Annotated in this window: 12 protein-coding genes and 2 rRNA genes; all 14 read left to right on the top strand. The window is 42.7% G+C overall.

Annotated features, from left to right (window positions below):
- The first annotated feature begins 77 nt into the window (after positions 1 to 77).
- The 14 genes from ACNSN2_RS14830 to ACNSN2_RS14765 all read left to right on the top strand — a co-directional run bounded on the left by ACNSN2_RS14830 (position 78) and on the right by ACNSN2_RS14765 (position 18,149).
- On the top strand, positions 78 to 458 hold the full coding sequence (locus tag ACNSN2_RS14830) for an ATP synthase subunit I (RefSeq protein ID WP_008112121.1): 381 nt from the start codon (positions 78 to 80) through the stop codon (positions 456 to 458).
- 15 nt (positions 459 to 473) lie between these two features.
- On the top strand, positions 474 to 1,331 hold the full coding sequence (gene atpB / locus ACNSN2_RS14825) for a F0F1 ATP synthase subunit A (RefSeq protein ID WP_008112123.1): 858 nt from the start codon (positions 474 to 476) through the stop codon (positions 1,329 to 1,331).
- Positions 1,332 to 1,389: 58 nt separating this feature from the next.
- Complete coding sequence (gene atpE, locus ACNSN2_RS14820) at positions 1,390 to 1,632, top strand: F0F1 ATP synthase subunit C (protein WP_008112128.1); 243 nt, start codon at positions 1,390 to 1,392, stop codon at positions 1,630 to 1,632.
- Positions 1,633 to 1,673: 41 nt separating this feature from the next.
- Positions 1,674 to 2,144: a F0F1 ATP synthase subunit B gene (gene atpF, locus ACNSN2_RS14815; RefSeq protein ID WP_008112130.1), complete on the top strand. Its 471-nt coding sequence runs from the start codon at positions 1,674 to 1,676 to the stop codon at positions 2,142 to 2,144.
- A gap of 16 nt (positions 2,145 to 2,160) precedes the next feature.
- Positions 2,161 to 2,694 (top strand): F0F1 ATP synthase subunit delta, encoded by a 534-nt coding sequence (atpH, locus tag ACNSN2_RS14810; protein WP_087533920.1) that lies wholly within the window; start codon positions 2,161 to 2,163, stop codon positions 2,692 to 2,694.
- Between the two features lie 14 nt (positions 2,695 to 2,708).
- A complete protein-coding gene (atpA, locus tag ACNSN2_RS14805; protein ID WP_008112134.1) occupies positions 2,709 to 4,250 on the top strand; it encodes a F0F1 ATP synthase subunit alpha in 1,542 nt (513 codons plus the stop codon).
- 59 nt (positions 4,251 to 4,309) lie between these two features.
- Positions 4,310 to 5,170 carry a F0F1 ATP synthase subunit gamma gene (atpG, locus tag ACNSN2_RS14800; protein ID WP_008112136.1) on the top strand — a complete coding sequence of 287 codons (861 nt, stop codon included), beginning with the start codon at positions 4,310 to 4,312 and terminating at the stop codon, positions 5,168 to 5,170.
- A 33-nt stretch (positions 5,171 to 5,203) separates the two neighbouring features.
- Positions 5,204 to 6,589 carry a F0F1 ATP synthase subunit beta gene (gene atpD, locus ACNSN2_RS14795; RefSeq protein ID WP_008112138.1) on the top strand — a complete coding sequence of 462 codons (1,386 nt, stop codon included), beginning with the start codon at positions 5,204 to 5,206 and terminating at the stop codon, positions 6,587 to 6,589.
- Positions 6,590 to 6,602: 13 nt separating this feature from the next.
- Positions 6,603 to 7,025, top strand: coding sequence for a F0F1 ATP synthase subunit epsilon (locus ACNSN2_RS14790; RefSeq protein ID WP_008112140.1), 423 nt, complete (start codon positions 6,603 to 6,605; stop codon positions 7,023 to 7,025).
- A 163-nt stretch (positions 7,026 to 7,188) separates the two neighbouring features.
- A complete protein-coding gene (locus ACNSN2_RS14785) occupies positions 7,189 to 9,303 on the top strand; it encodes a winged helix-turn-helix domain-containing protein (protein WP_418607932.1) in 2,115 nt (704 codons plus the stop codon).
- A gap of 240 nt (positions 9,304 to 9,543) precedes the next feature.
- The gene (gene glmU / locus ACNSN2_RS14780) at positions 9,544 to 10,902 is read left to right on the top strand and encodes a bifunctional UDP-N-acetylglucosamine diphosphorylase/glucosamine-1-phosphate N-acetyltransferase GlmU (RefSeq protein WP_418607930.1); all 1,359 of its coding nucleotides are present in this window, start codon (positions 9,544 to 9,546) and stop codon (positions 10,900 to 10,902) included.
- 143 nt (positions 10,903 to 11,045) lie between these two features.
- Complete coding sequence (locus ACNSN2_RS14775) at positions 11,046 to 12,830, top strand: choice-of-anchor I family protein (protein ID WP_418607928.1); 1,785 nt, start codon at positions 11,046 to 11,048, stop codon at positions 12,828 to 12,830.
- Between the two features lie 610 nt (positions 12,831 to 13,440).
- Positions 13,441 to 14,978, top strand: a 16S ribosomal RNA gene (locus tag ACNSN2_RS14770).
- 286 nt (positions 14,979 to 15,264) lie between these two features.
- Positions 15,265 to 18,149: ribosomal RNA gene (locus tag ACNSN2_RS14765) — 23S ribosomal RNA — on the top strand.
- The 16S and 23S rRNA genes sit together here, the layout of an rRNA operon.
- Positions 18,150 to 18,266: the final 117 nt, after the last annotated feature.

Below are 18,266 nucleotides of genomic sequence, written 5' to 3'. Positions count from 1 at the left end.
CAAAACTGGCAGGATTAAGTATAATTTCGCCAGTTTTCATACCCTGACAATTAGAGCGTCATAAAGGTTAATTAAAAGTGACTAATAAGTTAGCGAGCCCGTATAGGCTTGCCGCATTAAAATTAATTTGCCTTCAGGGATTTGTAGCCCTTTTAGCTGCACTAATAATTTTTATAGGTTGGGAAACCAATGCCGCACTTTCAGCTCTAGCTGGTGGCGCAGTCGCAGTACTTCCTAACTTTGTATTTGCGCTTTATGCATTCAGATATATGGGTGCAAGTCGAGCAAATCAAGCGTATGCCTCGTTAAAACGCGGCAACGGATTAAAATTTATGCTAACAATCGTTTTGTTTGCACTAATGCTAAAGCTTTATCCGGTAGTACTGCTACCTTTCTTTTGTGCTTATGTGTTGGTGTTGTTTACAGGATTGTTTACACCCGTTTTTTTTAAACATTAACTTTTGGGATATAACATGGCTGCAGAAGAAGTTACTCTATCTAGCCATATTCAGCACCACTTAACCAATGCTAAGATGTGCTCGACCGACGCTGGTCTTGCCTTCAATAAAGCATGTACGGATAGTGGCTTCTGGACATGGCATATAGATACCCTCGCATGGTCTATCGGACTAGGTCTAATATTTTTATGGATCTTCCGTAGTGCCGCAAAAAAATCAACTCTGGGTGTACCTGGAAAACTTCAATGTTTCATTGAAATGGTTGTTGAGTTCGTTGGCGACAACGTACGCGATACCTTCCACGGTAAAAGTAAGCTAATTGCACCATTAGCATTAACAATATTCGTTTGGATATTCTTAATGAACTTAATGGATTTAATCCCAGTTGACTTCCTACCTGCATTTGCTGGCTTTGTTGGCGAAACTGCATTCGGTATGGATTCACACGACGTATACATGAAAATCGTACCAACTACAGATATCAACATGACAGCTGCACTTGCGCTTGGCGTGTTCATTCTAATGATTGGTTACTCTATTAAAATCAAAGGTATCGGCGGTTTTATTAAAGAACTAACACTTCACCCGTTTAGTTCAAACAATACAGCTATGCAGATTCTTTTAATTCCATTCAACCTATTACTAGAGCTTATCGCATTGGTTTCTAAGCCGTTTTCACTGGCTCTGCGTTTGTTCGGTAACTTATATGCAGGTGAGTTAATCTTCATCCTTATAGGTGCTGTAGGTTTAATGCAACTACCGTTGCACTTTGTGTGGGCTGTATTCCATATCTTAGTAATCGTATTGCAGGCATTCGTATTCATGATGCTTACAATCGTATACCTAAGCATGGCAAGTTCAGATAATCACTAATTACTATATTTACAATTTTACTTTTACTTTTAATACAATTGAAACTTTGGAGAAATAAATGGAAGCTTTAGAATTATTAAACGGCTTAAAATACATCGCAGTAGCTTTACTTATCGGTTTCGGTGCAATCGGCACAGCAATCGGTTTTGGTAACATGGGCGGTAAATTCCTTGAAGCATGTGCACGTCAACCTGAGCTAGCACCATCGCTTCAAGTTAAAATGTTTATCCTTGCTGGTCTAATCGATGCTGTAGCAATGATTGGTGTTGGTATCGCGATGGTATTGTTGTTCGTACTTTAATTTTATTTTTTGAACAGCTTACTATTTAAGGAGGAGCGGTTGTGAACTTAAACGCCACTCTTATCGGTGAATTAATTGCGTTTACGGTGTTCGTATTATTTTGTATGAAATACGTATGGCCACCACTAAACGGTGCAATTGAAGCTCGCCAGAAGAAAATCGAAGATGGTTTAGCTGCCTCTGATAGAGCCGAGAAAGACTTAGAACTAGCGCAACAGAAAGCTGCAGAACAGCTTAAAGATGCAAAGGCTCAAGCGGCTGATATCATTGATCAAGCTAAAAAGCGTGCCGTGCTAATTGTTGACGAAGAAACTGTTCGTGGTCAGCAAGAGCGTGAAAAAATTATTGCTCAAGGGCACTCTGAAATTGAATCAGAGCGTAACCGTGTGACAGAAGAGCTACGTAAGCAAGTAGCAACTCTGGCAGTGGTTGGCGCAGAAAGAATTTTAGAGCGCGAAATCAATCAAGCCGCACATAGTGACATCGTTGAAAAACTTGTCGCTGAGCTGTAATTAGGAGGGTATGAGCATGTCTGAATTGACTACTATCGCTCGCCCATACGCTAAAGCGGCTTTTGAACTTGCCGTTGAAAAAGGCGCTATTGATAGCTGGAATGACATGTTGTTCTTTGCTGGCCACGTTGCCAGCAATGAACAGGCATCTACCATTTTAGCTGGATTGCCTACTGCTACCGCACAAGCTGAGTTATTTATTAACTTATGTGGTGAGCAGCTCAACGAACAAGGTCAGAACCTAGTTAAGGTGATGGCTGAAAATGGACGTTTGATTGCACTACCTGAAGTTGCCCATTTATTTTCTGCTTTAAAAGCAGACTATGAAAAAGAAATCGATATTGATGTGATTTCGGCAACTCCTCTTGCTGCAGCCCAGCAAGAATCATTGGTAGCGGCACTTGAAAAACGTTTCGCACGCAAAGTTAAGCTGAATTGTAGTGAAGACGCTACAGTAGTTGGCGGCCTTATTATTAAGGCTGGCGACACTGTAATTGACGGCTCTTTACGCGGTAAATTAAATCGCTTAGCCACAACACTACAATCGTAATTGGGAAAAAGAGCATGCAACTTAATTCCACTGAAATTTCAGATCTGATCAAACAACGTATTGAGAAGTTCGAAGTTGTAAGTGAAGCTCGTAACGAAGGTACAATTGTATCTGTTACTGACGGTATCATTCGCATCCACGGTCTAGCTGACTGTATGCAAGGTGAGATGATTGAGCTTCCTGGCAACCGTTATGCTATCGCACTAAACCTTGAGCGTGACTCAATTGGTGCAGTAGTAATGGGTCCTTACGCTGACCTTACAGAAGGCGTAAAAGTATACACTACTGGTCGTATCTTAGAAGTTCCTGTTGGTGCGGGTCTACTTGGTCGTGTTGTAAACACGCTAGGTGCTCCTATCGATGGTAAAGGCGCTTTAGATAACGACGGTTTTGAACCTGTAGAAAAAATTGCACCAGGTGTAATCGAGCGTCAATCAGTAGATGAGCCAGTACAAACTGGTTACAAATCTATCGATGCGATGATTCCAGTTGGTCGTGGTCAGCGTGAGCTTGTTATCGGTGACCGCCAAACAGGTAAAACTGCACTAGCAATCGATGCAATCATCAACCAAAAAGACACAGGCGTTAAGTGTGTGTACGTAGCGGTTGGTCAAAAAGCATCTACTATTGCTAACGTAGTACGTAAATTAGAAGAGCACGGTGCACTTGCAAATACTATCGTAGTTGTAGCATCTGCTTCTGAATCTGCGGCACTTCAGTACTTAGCACCGTTCTCGGGCTGTACTATGGGTGAATACTTCCGTGACCGTGGTGAAAACGCATTAATCGTATATGATGATTTATCTAAGCAAGCTGTTGCTTACCGTCAAATCTCATTGCTACTTAAGCGTCCACCAGGCCGTGAAGCATACCCAGGTGACGTATTCTACCTTCACTCGCGTCTTTTAGAGCGTGCATCACGTGTAAACACTGATTACGTAGAAAAGTTCACTAATGGTGAAGTGAAAGGTAAAACAGGTTCATTGACGGCATTGCCTATCATTGAAACTCAAGGCGGCGACGTTTCTGCGTTCGTACCGACAAACGTTATCTCTATCACCGATGGTCAGATCTTCTTAGAAACTGACTTATTCAACTCAGGTATCCGTCCGGCAGTAAATGCTGGTATCTCGGTATCGCGTGTTGGTGGTGCTGCACAAACTAAAATCGTTAAGAAACTAGGTGGCGGTATTCGTCTAGCCCTAGCTCAGTACCGTGAATTAGCTGCGTTCTCGCAGTTCGCGTCTGACCTTGATGATGCTACTCGTGCTCAACTTGAGCATGGTGAGCGTGTAACAGAGCTAATGAAGCAGAAACAGTACGCGCCAATGTCTGTTGCTGAAATGTCTTTGTCGTTATTCGCAGCTGAGAAAGGTTACTTGCAAGACATCGAAATCTCTAAAATCATGGATTTCGAAGCGGCATTACTTTCTTTCGCAAATAGCACATACGCAGAGCTTATGGCTCAAATCAATGAAACTGGTAACTACAACGCCGAGATCGAAGCGCAGCTTAAAGAACTTCTAGAGAAGTGCAAGTCTACGCAAACTTGGTAATTTAGTTATTAATGGTGTGCTTTATATCCTAAAGCACACCTTGATTCGGAGAGAGAGTCATGGCCAGCGGAAAAGAGATTAAAAGCAAGATCGGCAGTATTAAAAATACTCAAAAGATCACTAGCGCAATGGAAATGGTTGCTGCGTCTAAAATGAAAAAGGCGCAAGAACGAGTGGCTTCAAGCCGTCCATACGCTGAAAAATTACGTAAAGTGATTGGTCGTGTTGCTCAAGCAAATCTTGATTTTACTCACCCGTTCTTAGAAGAGCGTGAAGTAAAACGAGTTGGTTATATTGTTATCTCTACTGACCGTGGTCTATGTGGCGGCTTAAACTCAAATGAGTTTAAGAAAGTTGCATTAGACATTAAAGCGTGGAAAGAGAAAGGCGTAGATGCTGATTTTGCTACTTTAGGTAGTAAAGCAGCTGGCTTCTTTCAACGTTTTGGTGGTCAAGTGCTTGCTAAAAAAGCAGGTCTTGGAGATAAGCCTTCAGTACAGGACGTAATTGGTCCGGTAAAAATAATGCTAGATGCATTCTCTGAAGGTAAAATTGACCGTTTATTCCTGGTATATAACAACTTTGTTAATACCATGAAGCAAGAGCCAATAGTAGATCAGTTACTCCCTTTGCCAAAAGCTGAAGAAGAAGTATCTACACATGCGTGGGATTACTTATATGAACCAAACCCAGAGGCTATTTTAGAGTCTTTGTTAGTACGTTTCATTGAATCTCAAGTATACCAAGGTGTAGTTGAAAACGCTGCCTCTGAACAGGCTGCCCGCATGGTTGCAATGAAAGCTGCAACTGATAATGCCGGTGACCTTATGGATGAGTTACAGCTTGTATATAACAAAGCTCGCCAAGCAGCAATCACACAAGAAATTAGTGAGATTTGTTCTGGTTCAGCAGCAGTTTAATGCTTCAGGCAAAGATTAACGAGAGGAATAGACATGAGTTTAGGTAAGGTCGTCCAAATTATCGGCGCCGTTGTGGATATCGAATTTCCACAAGACAGCGTGCCAGCCGTATATGACGCGCTAAAAGTAACAGATGGCGATTTAGCTGGTTTGACTTTAGAAGTTCAACAGCAGCTAGGTGGCGGTGTGGTACGTACTATCGCACTAGGTACTACAGACGGTTTACGTCGTGGTGCTTCAGTAGAAAACACAGGCGAAGCAATTCAAGTTCCAGTTGGTACTAAGACCCTAGGTCGTATCATGAACGTACTTGGTGAGCCAATTGATGAAGCAGGTCCAATCGGTGAAGACGAGCGTATGTCTATCCACCGTGCAGCACCTACTTACGAAGAGCAATCAAGCTCAGTTGAACTTTTAGAAACGGGTATCAAGGTAATCGACCTTGTATGTCCATTCGCTAAAGGTGGTAAAGTTGGTTTATTCGGTGGTGCCGGTGTTGGTAAAACCGTAAACATGATGGAACTTATCCGTAACATCGCAATCGAGCACAGCGGCTACTCAGTATTCGCAGGTGTTGGTGAGCGTACTCGTGAGGGTAACGATTTCTACCATGAAATGAACGATTCAAACGTACTTGATAAAGTATCGCTTGTATACGGTCAGATGAACGAGCCACCGGGTAACCGTTTACGCGTAGCGTTAACAGGTCTTACTATGGCTGAGAAGTTCCGTGACGAAGGTCGCGACGTACTTTTCTTCGTAGATAACATCTACCGTTACACACTTGCGGGTACAGAAGTATCAGCACTTCTTGGTCGTATGCCATCAGCGGTAGGTTACCAGCCTACACTTGCTGAAGAAATGGGTGTACTTCAAGAGCGTATCGCATCTACTAAGACTGGTTCAATTACTTCAATCCAAGCGGTATACGTACCTGCGGATGATTTAACGGATCCGTCTCCAGCAACAACGTTTGCTCACTTAGATGCAACAGTGGTACTTTCACGTGATATCGCATCACTAGGTATCTACCCTGCGGTAGACCCTCTTGATTCATCTTCACGTCAGCTTGATCCACAAGTAATCGGTGAAGAGCATTACGGTATAGCGCGTGGCGTTCAAACAGTTCTTCAGCGTTACAAAGAACTTAAAGACATCATCGCAATTCTAGGTATGGACGAGCTTTCTGACGAAGATAAGCAACTTGTATCTCGTGCACGTAAAATCCAGCGTTTCCTATCTCAGCCATTCTTCGTGGCAGAGGTATTTACAGGTGCGCCAGGTAAATACGTTTCACTTAAAGACACAATTGCAGGCTTCAAAGGTATCTTAAACGGTGAGTTTGATGATATGCCAGAGCAAGCGTTCTACATGGTTGGCTCTATCGAAGAAGCTCAAGAAAAAGCCAAAAGCATGTAATTAGGAGGGTAGTATGGCAGCTATGACTGTACATCTTGATGTAGTAAGTGCTGAAGAGAAATTATTTTCTGGTTTAGTAGAATCTATTCAAGTATCTGGTAGTGAAGGTGAGTTAGGTGTTAACGCCGGTCACGCCCCACTACTAACTGCCCTTAAACCTGGTATGGTACGTTTAGTTAAGCAATTTGGTGAAGAAGAACTCATCTATATTGCTGGCGGTACACTAGAAGTTCAACCGAACATAGTGACCGTACTTGCTGATACAGCTGTTCGTGGTGAAGACCTGGACGAGAAAGCTGCAGAGCAAGCTAAACGTGACGCTGAAGCCCAAATGGCAAAAGGTGCATCTGCTGAGCTTGATTACAATCAAGCCGCAATGCAACTAGCTGAAGCAATTGCTCAGCTACGCGTTATTCAGCAATTACGTAAAAAGTAAGCCTATCTGGTTTTTAAAAGCCCACTTTATGTGGGCTTTTTTGTGCCTGAATAGATGACACTGAAAGACTTAGCTGTTAACCTGCGGTTAATGGGATGTGGTGGTTTATTATGGGGATCAAGCGATAAATAAGCTGCTATAAGGATATTATGTAAGTGAAAAAATGAAACAAGCAGAGTTTCCGGATTCAGTAGTAGAAGTAAAGTTTGGTGCTTGGTGTTTAAATATAAAGCGGCAAATAATTAGTGATGGCATTGTTGAAAAAGAGCTAGAGCCACTACTGTTTAAAATTTTAAGTTACCTCATCTTAAATCAAAATACTATTATCACTCGCCAAAATCTAATTGACGATGTTTGGTGTCAAAGTTATGTTGATGATAACGCGATAAATAGAGCGATATCAGAACTTAGAAAAATCTTAAAATCCCCTAACCAAGCTGCTTTAGTTGTCAAAACACATTATCGAAAAGGATATAGTTTTGATCTAGAAGTTGAGTTTATAGAAAGTGGTTACCAAAGCCAGAGCTCAAATCCAGTCAATGAGCTAGATTCTAAAGAAGCCGCTAAGCCGGTGATAAAAAAATACGTATTATGGGTGTTAGTCTTAATAGCCGTTCTGCTAGTAAGCGTCATAGCGGGTGTATATCAGTGGGCAGCTAAAAATAACGAGGTAGAAGTCACCAATAAAAACTACCAAGAAGAAATATTATCCATGAAAGAAGGGGTGCATACTTTTCTCTCACTTTCGCCTAATGAGAAAAATTTAGTTTTTACACTTATAAAATACGAAACTTCAGAGTTTATTTTAATCAATAAAGATCTTGCTACGGGAACAGAAAAGCTATTAATTAAACCTGGTTATGAAATACATCCAGTTGGTTGGTCATATAACAATAATGAGATTATCTACTGGCAAAGTAATGGCTTGGATTGTCAGGTATTTATTGTTGATAGTAACTTTGCTGGCGAGAGTCGATATTTGTTTGATTGCTCACATTTGCCTTTTTCTGGGGAGGGTATTAATGATACTAACCTCGTATATTCTAAATTTGGTTATCGTCATCGGGATGAGCTTGCTGTATTGATGAATCGTAACCTCATAACAGGTGAAGAGTATCAAATAAGCTCTCCTAATCTAAACTCTTACGGTGATAAATTTTTAGCGCATATAGAAGGTAAAAATAAAGTAGTTTTTGAACGGCATCAATTTGGTTTTAGTGAGTTGTACATTACAGATATTGAAGGGGGAGCTCAAACTCATCTGTATACTACTAAAAATCGTATCTGGACATTGAAGTATAACCAGGAGTTAGATTCATTACTTTGGTACGACAATGTAGACAATATTTTATTTCAGTATTCTTTATCTGAGCAAAAATTATTAAGTAAAACAGCAATGCAAGGAGTGTCGCCTTACTCTATGACTCTACCTATTAGTCCTAATGAAATCTTAGCCTTTCAATATCCTTACAATACTGATATTAATAAAATTGATTTAAATAATTTCAACTTATCTGATACATCTATTGGTACTCATTTAATAAGTCAAATACTCCCGCAAGTAACGAATAATGGAGATATATTTTTTCTTAGGAGCAAAAATAGTATAGGGGCTAATCGTACTTATAAATTGCAAGTTCTGGATGAAGCTACAAAATCGAGCATTGCTTTTAATCCGTTATTAAGAGTGTCACGAGATGGTGAAGAGGCATTACGAATCACTACTAAGGCAATAGAAATTCGCGATACTGAGCTTATTAATTTAAAAGAGTCTATTCAGGTGAATGGTACTCTTGTTAACACTGAGTTTTTGATAAATAAAAATATAGGCTTTATTGTACGTGGTAGTCATTCTTCGAGTACTTCATCTTATGTTTATGACAGAACAACAAAGAAGAGCGTTATATTGCCCATAAGTAATGCTGTCTGGTTTGATCAACTATCGACTACAAAATATATATTTCTTTCTGCACAAAACAAGCTACAAATTTTTGATAGTTGGAAAAATGTAGTCATTAAAGAGCTTGAGTTAAATCCAGTGAAATATAGGCACTCTCTATCGCTAGATGGCAATAAACTTCTTCATTCAGATGGTATAAATGTTTTCTTATATGATTTTAGTTTAGGTTTTGATACCGCCCCCCAGGTTGTTTTCAAAGGAGAAAACGCAAGGGTAATAAGAAGTATTGATTATAATGAAGCAGTTAATTCTGTATTTATCGGTTTGCTTACGGCACATAATAATAAAATATTTAAAGTAACTCAGGTTGAAAATTAAAGTTGGATAACGCTTTGAATTTTAGGTTAGTAGATGCCGCGCATAATATTTTACTTATATCCTTCACCAATCCTCGCTACAATAGTCACAAATAAAGCGAATAATGATTTCAGCTTAGATTCAGTGGCTACTGCTAGATTGCTGCTGAGTAAGTGCACATGATGTGACTTACGTGATCTTGGTTGAATTTACACACGCTTACTCATTTCAATAAAACAAAGAAAGAAGGATATTGTTTTAATGTCTCTGACTACAGTCATTCTTGCTGCGGGTAAAGGTACTCGTATGCGTTCAGCTTTACCTAAGGTATTGCATAAAGTTGCCGGTAAACCTATGGTGCAACATGTTATCGATAATGCTAAAGCACTTGGTGCTACATCGACTAACTTAGTTTTTGGTCATGGCGGCGAATTATTACAACAACAACTTGCCGATAATAACGTAAACTGGGTACTGCAAGCTGAGCAGCTAGGTACAGGCCACGCAGTGGCACAAGCAAATCCTCATATTAACGATAACGACACTGTACTGGTTTTATACGGTGACGTACCTTTAACTAAGCAATCTACACTTGAACGTTTATTAGCAGCGACACCTAAAAATGGCTTAGCAGTATTAACCGTTAATTTAGCAAACCCAAATGGTTACGGGCGTATGCTACGTGTTGATGGAAAGCTAGTGGGTATTGTTGAACAAAAAGATGCTAATGCAGAGCAGTTACTTATTAACGAAGTAAACACCGGCATTATGGCGGTTAATGGTAAGCTTTTAAAAACATGGTTAGGTAACTTGTCTAACAATAATGCTCAAGGTGAATACTACCTAACAGATATAGTTGCTATGGCGCACAGTGAAGGTGTAGAAATTACATCAGCACAGCCAGATCACCCAATGGAAGTTGAAGGCGCAAACAATCGTGTACAACTTGCAGGCTTAGAGCGTGCTTACCAAGCATGGCAAGCAGAAGAATTGATGTTAAATGGGGCGACTCTTGCCGACCCTGCGCGTATTGATGTGCGTGGCGACGTTAAAACAGGGGAAGACGTCCTCATCGATATCAACGTTATTTTTGAAGGCAATGTAACGCTTGGTAATAACGTACAAATTGGACCTAACTGTGTACTTAAAAACTGTAGCATCGGTGACAATGTTATTATTAAAGCCAATACACTAATTGAAGATGCATCAGTTGCGGCTCAATGTACACTCGGTCCATACGCCCGCCTTCGTCCTGGTGCAGTAATGGAAGAAGACTCGCACATTGGCAATTTTGTCGAAATGAAAAAAACCCGTTTAGGCAAAGGTTCTAAAGCAAACCACTTAAGTTACTTAGGTGATGCTGAAATTGGCGAGAAAGTGAATATTGGCGCAGGCACAATTACCTGTAACTACGATGGGGTTAATAAAGCAAAAACCATTATTGGCAATAATGCCTTTATAGGGTCTAACTCGTCACTGGTTGCTCCTGTAAACATTGGTGCTACAGCAACTGTGGGTGCAGGCTCTGTTATTACCAATGCCGTAGCGGATGATCAGCTAGCCGTAGCACGTGGCAAGCAACGTAATTTAGATGGTTGGAAACGCCCAGTTAAAAAATAGTAATGATCATTACTTATTAAATATTTAAAGCGAGTTTCATAACTCGCTTTTTTATTGCCTAAATATTCTATAAATAAAAATGCCATACTGTTGTCATCCCTGTGTGTTGATATTTAACTAATACAACACTCAGGAAAACAATAATGTTAAACAAATCAATAATAGCCCTTTCTTTGCTATCACTATTAACTGGTTGCTCACTAGATGGTGATGACGGCCAAGATGGCGCACAGGGTGTACAAGGTACAGCGGGTAATAATGGCGAAAACGGCACTAATGCAAATTCAGCTTTAAATATCAATCTTATTGGCCGCGCAGTACTCAATGCACAAAGCCCAGAGGGTGCAGCTGAAATAGTCGCCTACCAAGCCTCTAAAAAGTGGATTTATGCCATTAATAGCTCTGGCGACGAGGCAGTTGTGAATATCATTCCTGCCGATACGTTCGACACTGCAGCATTAGTAAAAGATAACGAAGGTATTGTAACCGCGACCAACTTAGCCTCTGCCATTACGCTCTCACTAAATGAAAATACGCCTGGTGATGCAAACAGCATAGCTATCGATGCAAATAACCAATTATTAGCGGTAGCAATGGCTGCTACAAACGTGGGCGAAGCTGGCCAAATAGCGTTTTACAATATTGGCGGAGATACACCAGTATTTATTAAAAATGTAACTGTAGGTGCCCTACCCGACATGGTGACATTTAGCCATGATGGTGCAAAAGTAGTGGTTGCTAATGAAGGTGAACCTAATGGCGACTACAGTATCGACCCCGAAGGCACAATTAGCATTATCGATATCAATAACGGCACTATTGCCGATACCGCTTTGAGCATAAACTTTCAAGCTTACAATAATAAGCAAGCAGAATTAGAAGTGCAGGGCTTAGTGTTTGCCAATCCTACTGGACGTACTATTAATGGTAATTTAATAAATACCACGGTTGCGATGGATTTAGAGCCAGAATATGTGAGCATTTCCAAGGATAATAAATACGCTTATGTCTCTATTCAAGAAAATAACGCTCTAGCCATCATCAACCTTGAAGATAATTCCCTTGAGCTAAAAGGGCTCGGTTTTAAAGATTGGTCAAACTTACAATTTGACGCTTCAGACAAAGACGGCGGTGTTAACTTTAAATCATACCCTGGTTTATATGGCATGTATCAGCCAGATACAATTGCAAGTTTTAGTTGGAAAGGAGCCAACTTTATTGTATCTGCCAACGAGGGTGATGCACGCGAATACTTTTTTGATGCAAGCGATGAAGCTGATTGTATAGCCAAGGGCGGCCTTGATTATGACGCTAAAGATGGGTGTTTGGCATATATAGATGAAAGCCGCGCAGAAGATCTAGCTCTCGCAGCTAACTTCGATTACTTAAATAACGATGATAACGACATTGGTCGTTTAAAAGTTACAACAGTAAAAGGTGATAAAAATAACGACGGCCAATACGAATCGCTTTATGCTTATGGCGCACGGTCATTTACCATTTGGGATAGCAATGGGCTGGTGGTGTTTGACTCAGGCGATCAAATTGCACGAGTAACCGCTTCTGTTCATGGCAATGCATTCAATAATAACGAAGATGAAAATAAAGGCGATACACGCTCAGATGATAAAGGGGCAGAACCCGAAGCGCTAACATTAGGTAAAGTTGGCGATAGGTTATTTGCTTTTGTTGGCTTAGAGCGTATGGGCACAATAATGGTGTTTGATATAACCAACCCTTACGATGTGAAATTTCAAGACTACTTTTATAATCGTGGTTTAGAACCAAGTGCAGATATAAGTGGCGATCTTGCTCCTGAAGGAATGACATTTGTTCCTGCAGCGCAAAGTGCAACAAACGAAGCACTGCTTATAATCGGTAATGAAATCTCAGGCTCAATTGCCGTATGGGAAATAACAACTCAGTAATTAGTAAAGTTTTAAGTAAAAGCGATGTAGCGGTTATCTATAAATCGCTTTTACTTCCTCCCCTCTCAATAATCATGCCTTATGTGAATGATTTTTAATCAAAAACAGCCCTGTAGCCCTTTGTTTGTATGGTTATTGTACTAAATTGAAATTAATTTAATAAAACTGAAATAAAGCATTGACCCTCTCCAGAATATCCCTATAATGCGCATCCACTGACCCGGCAGGCAGCAATGAAAAGCGCTGAACAAACGGTAAGTGAGTCGAGTAAAACTTAGCTTTTAAATCTTTTAAAAGAAACTAAAAATTAAGTGTTGACAAAAAAATAGGAAAGCGTAATATGCGCAGCCCTAGCGAGATAAGGTTTAAGGCTTTAATCGCAACGTTCTTTAACAATATAAAGCAATCATCTGTGTGGGCACTCGTACAGATTGAGTTCTAACAGCCAAGCTTAGTTTACTAAGTGAGGCAAACAAATTTAGAGTCTCAATTTAAACTGAGTGACCAACAGAATAATTACTTCGGTAGTTATTCAGCACAGTCAATTCAATATCGAAAGATATTAAATAAATTCAGAATTCATTGAGCTGTCGAAAGACATAAAACTTTTTAATTGAAGAGTTTGATCATGGCTCAGATTGAACGCTGGCGGCAGGCCTAACACATGCAAGTCGAGCGGTAACAGAAAGTAGCTTGCTACTTTGCTGACGAGCGGCGGACGGGTGAGTAATGCTTGGGAACATGCCTTGAGGTGGGGGACAACAGTTGGAAACGACTGCTAATACCGCATAATGTCTACGGACCAAAGGGGGCTTCGGCTCTCGCCTTTAGATTGGCCCAAGTGGGATTAGCTAGTTGGTGAGGTAATGGCTCACCAAGGCGACGATCCCTAGCTGGTTTGAGAGGATGATCAGCCACACTGGGACTGAGACACGGCCCAGACTCCTACGGGAGGCAGCAGTGGGGAATATTGCACAATGGGCGCAAGCCTGATGCAGCCATGCCGCGTGTGTGAAGAAGGCCTTCGGGTTGTAAAGCACTTTCAGTCAGGAGGAAAGGTTAGTAGTTAATACCTGCTAGCTGTGACGTTACTGACAGAAGAAGCACCGGCTAACTCCGTGCCAGCAGCCGCGGTAATACGGAGGGTGCGAGCGTTAATCGGAATTACTGGGCGTAAAGCGTACGCAGGCGGTTTGTTAAGCGAGATGTGAAAGCCCCGGGCTCAACCTGGGAACTGCATTTCGAACTGGCAAACTAGAGTGTGATAGAGGGTGGTAGAATTTCAGGTGTAGCGGTGAAATGCGTAGAGATCTGAAGGAATACCGATGGCGAAGGCAGCCACCTGGGTCAACACTGACGCTCATGTACGAAAGCGTGGGGAGCAAACAGGATTAGATACCCTGGTAGTCCACGCCGTAAACGATGTCTACTAGAAGCTCGGAACCTCGGTTCTGTTTTTCAAAGCTAACGCATTAAGTAGACCGCCTGGGGAGTACGGCCGCAAGGTTAAAACTCAAATGAATTGACGGGGGCCCGCACAAGCGGTGGAGCATGTGGTTTAATTCGATGCAACGCGAAGAACCTTACCTACACTTGACATACAGAGAACTTACCAGAGATGGTTTGGTGCCTTCGGGAACTCTGATACAGGTGCTGCATGGCTGTCGTCAGCTCGTGTTGTGAGATGTTGGGTTAAGTCCCGCAACGAGCGCAACCCCTATCCTTAGTTGCTAGCAGGTAATGCTGAGAACTCTAAGGAGACTGCCGGTGATAAACCGGAGGAAGGTGGGGACGACGTCAAGTCATCATGGCCCTTACGTGTAGGGCTACACACGTGCTACAATGGCGCATACAGAGTGCTGCGAACCTCGCGAAGAGTAAGCGAATCACTTAAAGTGCGTCGTAGTCCGGATTGGAGTCTGCAACTCGACTCCATGAAGTCGGAATCGCTAGTAATCGCGTATCAGAATGACGCGGTGAATACGTTCCCGGGCCTTGTACACACCGCCCGTCACACCATGGGAGTGGGTTGCTCCAGAAGTAGATAGTCTAACCCTCGGGAGGACGTTTACCACGGAGTGATTCATGACTGGGGTGAAGTCGTAACAAGGTAGCCCTAGGGGAACCTGGGGCTGGATCACCTCCTTATACGATTTAGAACTTATTTGTTCGTAGTGTCCACACAGATGATTGTTAGTTAGTTTTACCCTTTGGGTTAACTAATTAATATGCTCTTTAAAAATTTGGAAAAGCTGATAATAAAATTCGTATGAATACATTGTATTTGTACAGAGTTTTCAAAAGTAAAAAAGAATGATAGCAGTATCATTCAGTGCCATTTAATCCTCGGATTAATTGGTATCTACTTTAGTATTCAATATTAACTTCTGGCGAAGTTAAACTGTCACAAAACAAAGACCCGTTTGGGTTGTATGGTTAAGTGACTAAGCGTACACGGTGGATGCCTTGGCAGTTGGAGGCGATGAAGGACGTATTAACTTGCGATAAGCCTAGTCAAGCTAGTAAAAAGCACTTGAGACTAGGATTTCCGAATGGGGAAACCCACCTGCTTGCAGGTATCGTTAACTGAATACATAGGTTAACGAGGCGAACGCGGAGAACTGAAACATCTAAGTACCCGTAGGAAAAGAAATCAACCGAGATTCCGATAGTAGCGGCGAGCGAAATCGGAACAGCCCTTAAGCTTATTATGTGTTAATGGAAGGCTCTGGAAAGTGCCACGATACAGGGTGATAGTCCCGTACATGAAAACGCATTTTAAGTGAAATCGAGTAGGTCGGAGCACGTGAAACTTTGACTGAATATAGGTGGACCATCATCTAAGGCTAAATACTCCCAACTGACCGATAGTGAACCAGTACCGTGAGGGAAAGGCGAAAAGAACCCCTGTGAGGGGAGTGAAATAGAACCTGAAACCGTGTACGTACAAGCAGTAGGAGCCCTTCGAGGGTGACTGCGTACCTTTTGTATAATGGGTCAGCGACTTATATTTTGTAGCGAGGTTAACCGATTAGGGTAGCCGTAGGGAAACCGAGTCTTAACTGGGCGAATAGTTGCAAGGTATAGACCCGAAACCCGGTGATCTAGCCATGGGCAGGTTGAAGGTTGAGTAACATCAACTGGAGGACCGAACCCACTAACGTTGAAAAGTTAGGGGATGACCTGTGGTTAGGAGTGAAAGGCTAATCAAACCGGGAGATAGCTGGTTCTCCCCGAAATCTATTTAGGTAGAGCCTCGGACGAATACTTACGGGGGTAGAGCACTGTTAAGGCTAGGGGGTCATCCCGACTTACCAACCCTTTGCAAACTCCGAATACCGTAAAGTAATATCCGGGAGACACACGGCGGGTGCTAACGTCCGTCGTGAAGAGGGAAACAACCCAGACCGCCAGCTAAGGTCCCAAAGTCATAGTTAAGTGGGAAACGATGTGGAAAGGCCCAGACAGCCAGGAGGTTGGCTTAGAAGCAGCCATCCTTTAAAGAAAGCGTAATAGCTCACTGGTCGAGTCGGTCTGCGCGGAAGATGTAACGGGGCTAAACTATGCACCGAAGCTGCGGATTCAGAATTTATTCTGAGTGGTAGGGGAGCGTTCTGTAAGCGGTTGAAGGTGTACCGGGAGGTATGCTGGACGTATCAGAAGTGCGAATGCTGACATGAGTAACGATAATGCGGGTGAAAAACCCGCACGCCGGAAGACCAAGGGTTCCTATCCCATGTTAATCAGGGTAGGGTAAGTCGACCCCTAAGGCGAGGCCGAAAGGCGTAGTCGATGGGAAACGGATTAATATTTCCGTACTTGGTATAATTGCGATGGGGGGACGGAGCAGGCTAAGCAAGCATGGCGATGGTAGTCCATGTGAAAGTGTGTAGGCTAGTGACTTAGGTAAATCCGGGTTGCTGTTAGGCTGAGACACGAGACGAGTCACCAAGGTGATGAAGTTGCTGATGCCATACTTCCAGGAAAAGCCTCTAAGCTTCAGATTATACCGAATCGTACCCCAAACCGACACAGGTGGTCAGGTAGAGAATACTAAGGCGCTTGAGAGAACTCGGGTGAAGGAACTAGGCAAAATCGTACCGTAACTTCGGGAGAAGGTACGCTCCGATTGGTGATGAGACTTGCTCTCTAAGCTGATTGGAGCCGCAGTGACCAGGTGGCTGGGACTGTTTATTAAAAACACAGCACTGTGCAAAATCGCAAGATGACGTATACGGTGTGACACCTGCCCGGTGCCGGAAGGTTAATTGATGGGGTTATCTTCGGAGAAGCTCTTGATCGAAGCCCCGGTAAACGGCGGCCGTAACTATAACGGTCCTAAGGTAGCGAAATTCCTTGTCGGGTAAGTTCCGACCTGCACGAATGGTGTAACCATGGCCACGCTGTCTCCACCCGAGACTCAGTGAAATTGAAATCGCAGTGAAGATGCTGTGTACCCGCGGCTAGACGGAAAGACCCCGTGAACCTTTACTACAGCTTGGCACTGAACATTGAACCTACATGTGTAGGATAGGTGGGAGACTTAGAAGCAGAGACGCTAGTTTTTGTGGAGTCGTCCTTGAAATACCACCCTTGTAGTTTTGATGTTCTAACGTTGGCCCCTGAATCGGGGTTACGGACAGTGCCTGGTGGGTAGTTTGACTGGGGCGGTCTCCTCCCAAAGAGTAACGGAGGAGCACGAAGGTTGGCTAAGTACGGTCGGACATCGTACGGTTAGTGTAATGGTAGAAGCCAGCTTAACTGCGAGACAGACACGTCGAGCAGGTACGAAAGTAGGTCATAGTGATCCGGTGGTTCTGAATGGAAGGGCCATCGCTCAACGGATAAAAGGTACTCCGGGGATAACAGGCTGATACCGCCCAAGAGTTCATATCGACGGCGGTGTTTGGCACCTCGATGTCGGCTCATCACATCCTGGGGCTGAAGTCGGTCCCAAGGGTATGGCTGTTCGCCATTTAAAGTGGTACGCGAGCTGGGTTTAGAACGTCGTGAGACAGTTCGGTCCCTATCTGCCGTGGGCGTTTGAGAATTGAGAGGGGTTGCTCCTAGTACGAGAGGACCGGAGTGAACGAACCGCTGGTGTTCGGGTTGTCATGCCAATGGCATTGCCCGGTAGCTACGTTCGGAACTGATAAGCGCTGAAAGCATCTAAGCGCGAAGCAGGCCTCGAGATGAGTTCTCACTAGACTTTTAAAGTCTCTGAAGGGCCGTTGAAGACTACAACGTTGATAGGCAAGATGTGGAAGTGGTGTGAGCCATTAAGCTAACTTGTACTAATTACCCGTGAGGCTTAACCATACAACGCCAAACGCGTTTTATGTGATAGTGAAACAAGCGAAGAAGTTAATATAACTAAAGTAGATACTAGAAGACTTTATTATCAGAATTCCAAATTTTAGTTAGTGCGTAGTAATA

The organism is Pseudoalteromonas sp. US3C1013 (assembly GCF_048401115.1).
In the GTDB taxonomy this organism is placed as follows: domain Bacteria; phylum Pseudomonadota; class Gammaproteobacteria; order Enterobacterales; family Alteromonadaceae; genus Pseudoalteromonas; species Pseudoalteromonas undina.
Note: the sequence above shows the minus strand (reverse complement) of the source record. Positions and strands in the feature narration are given on the sequence as shown.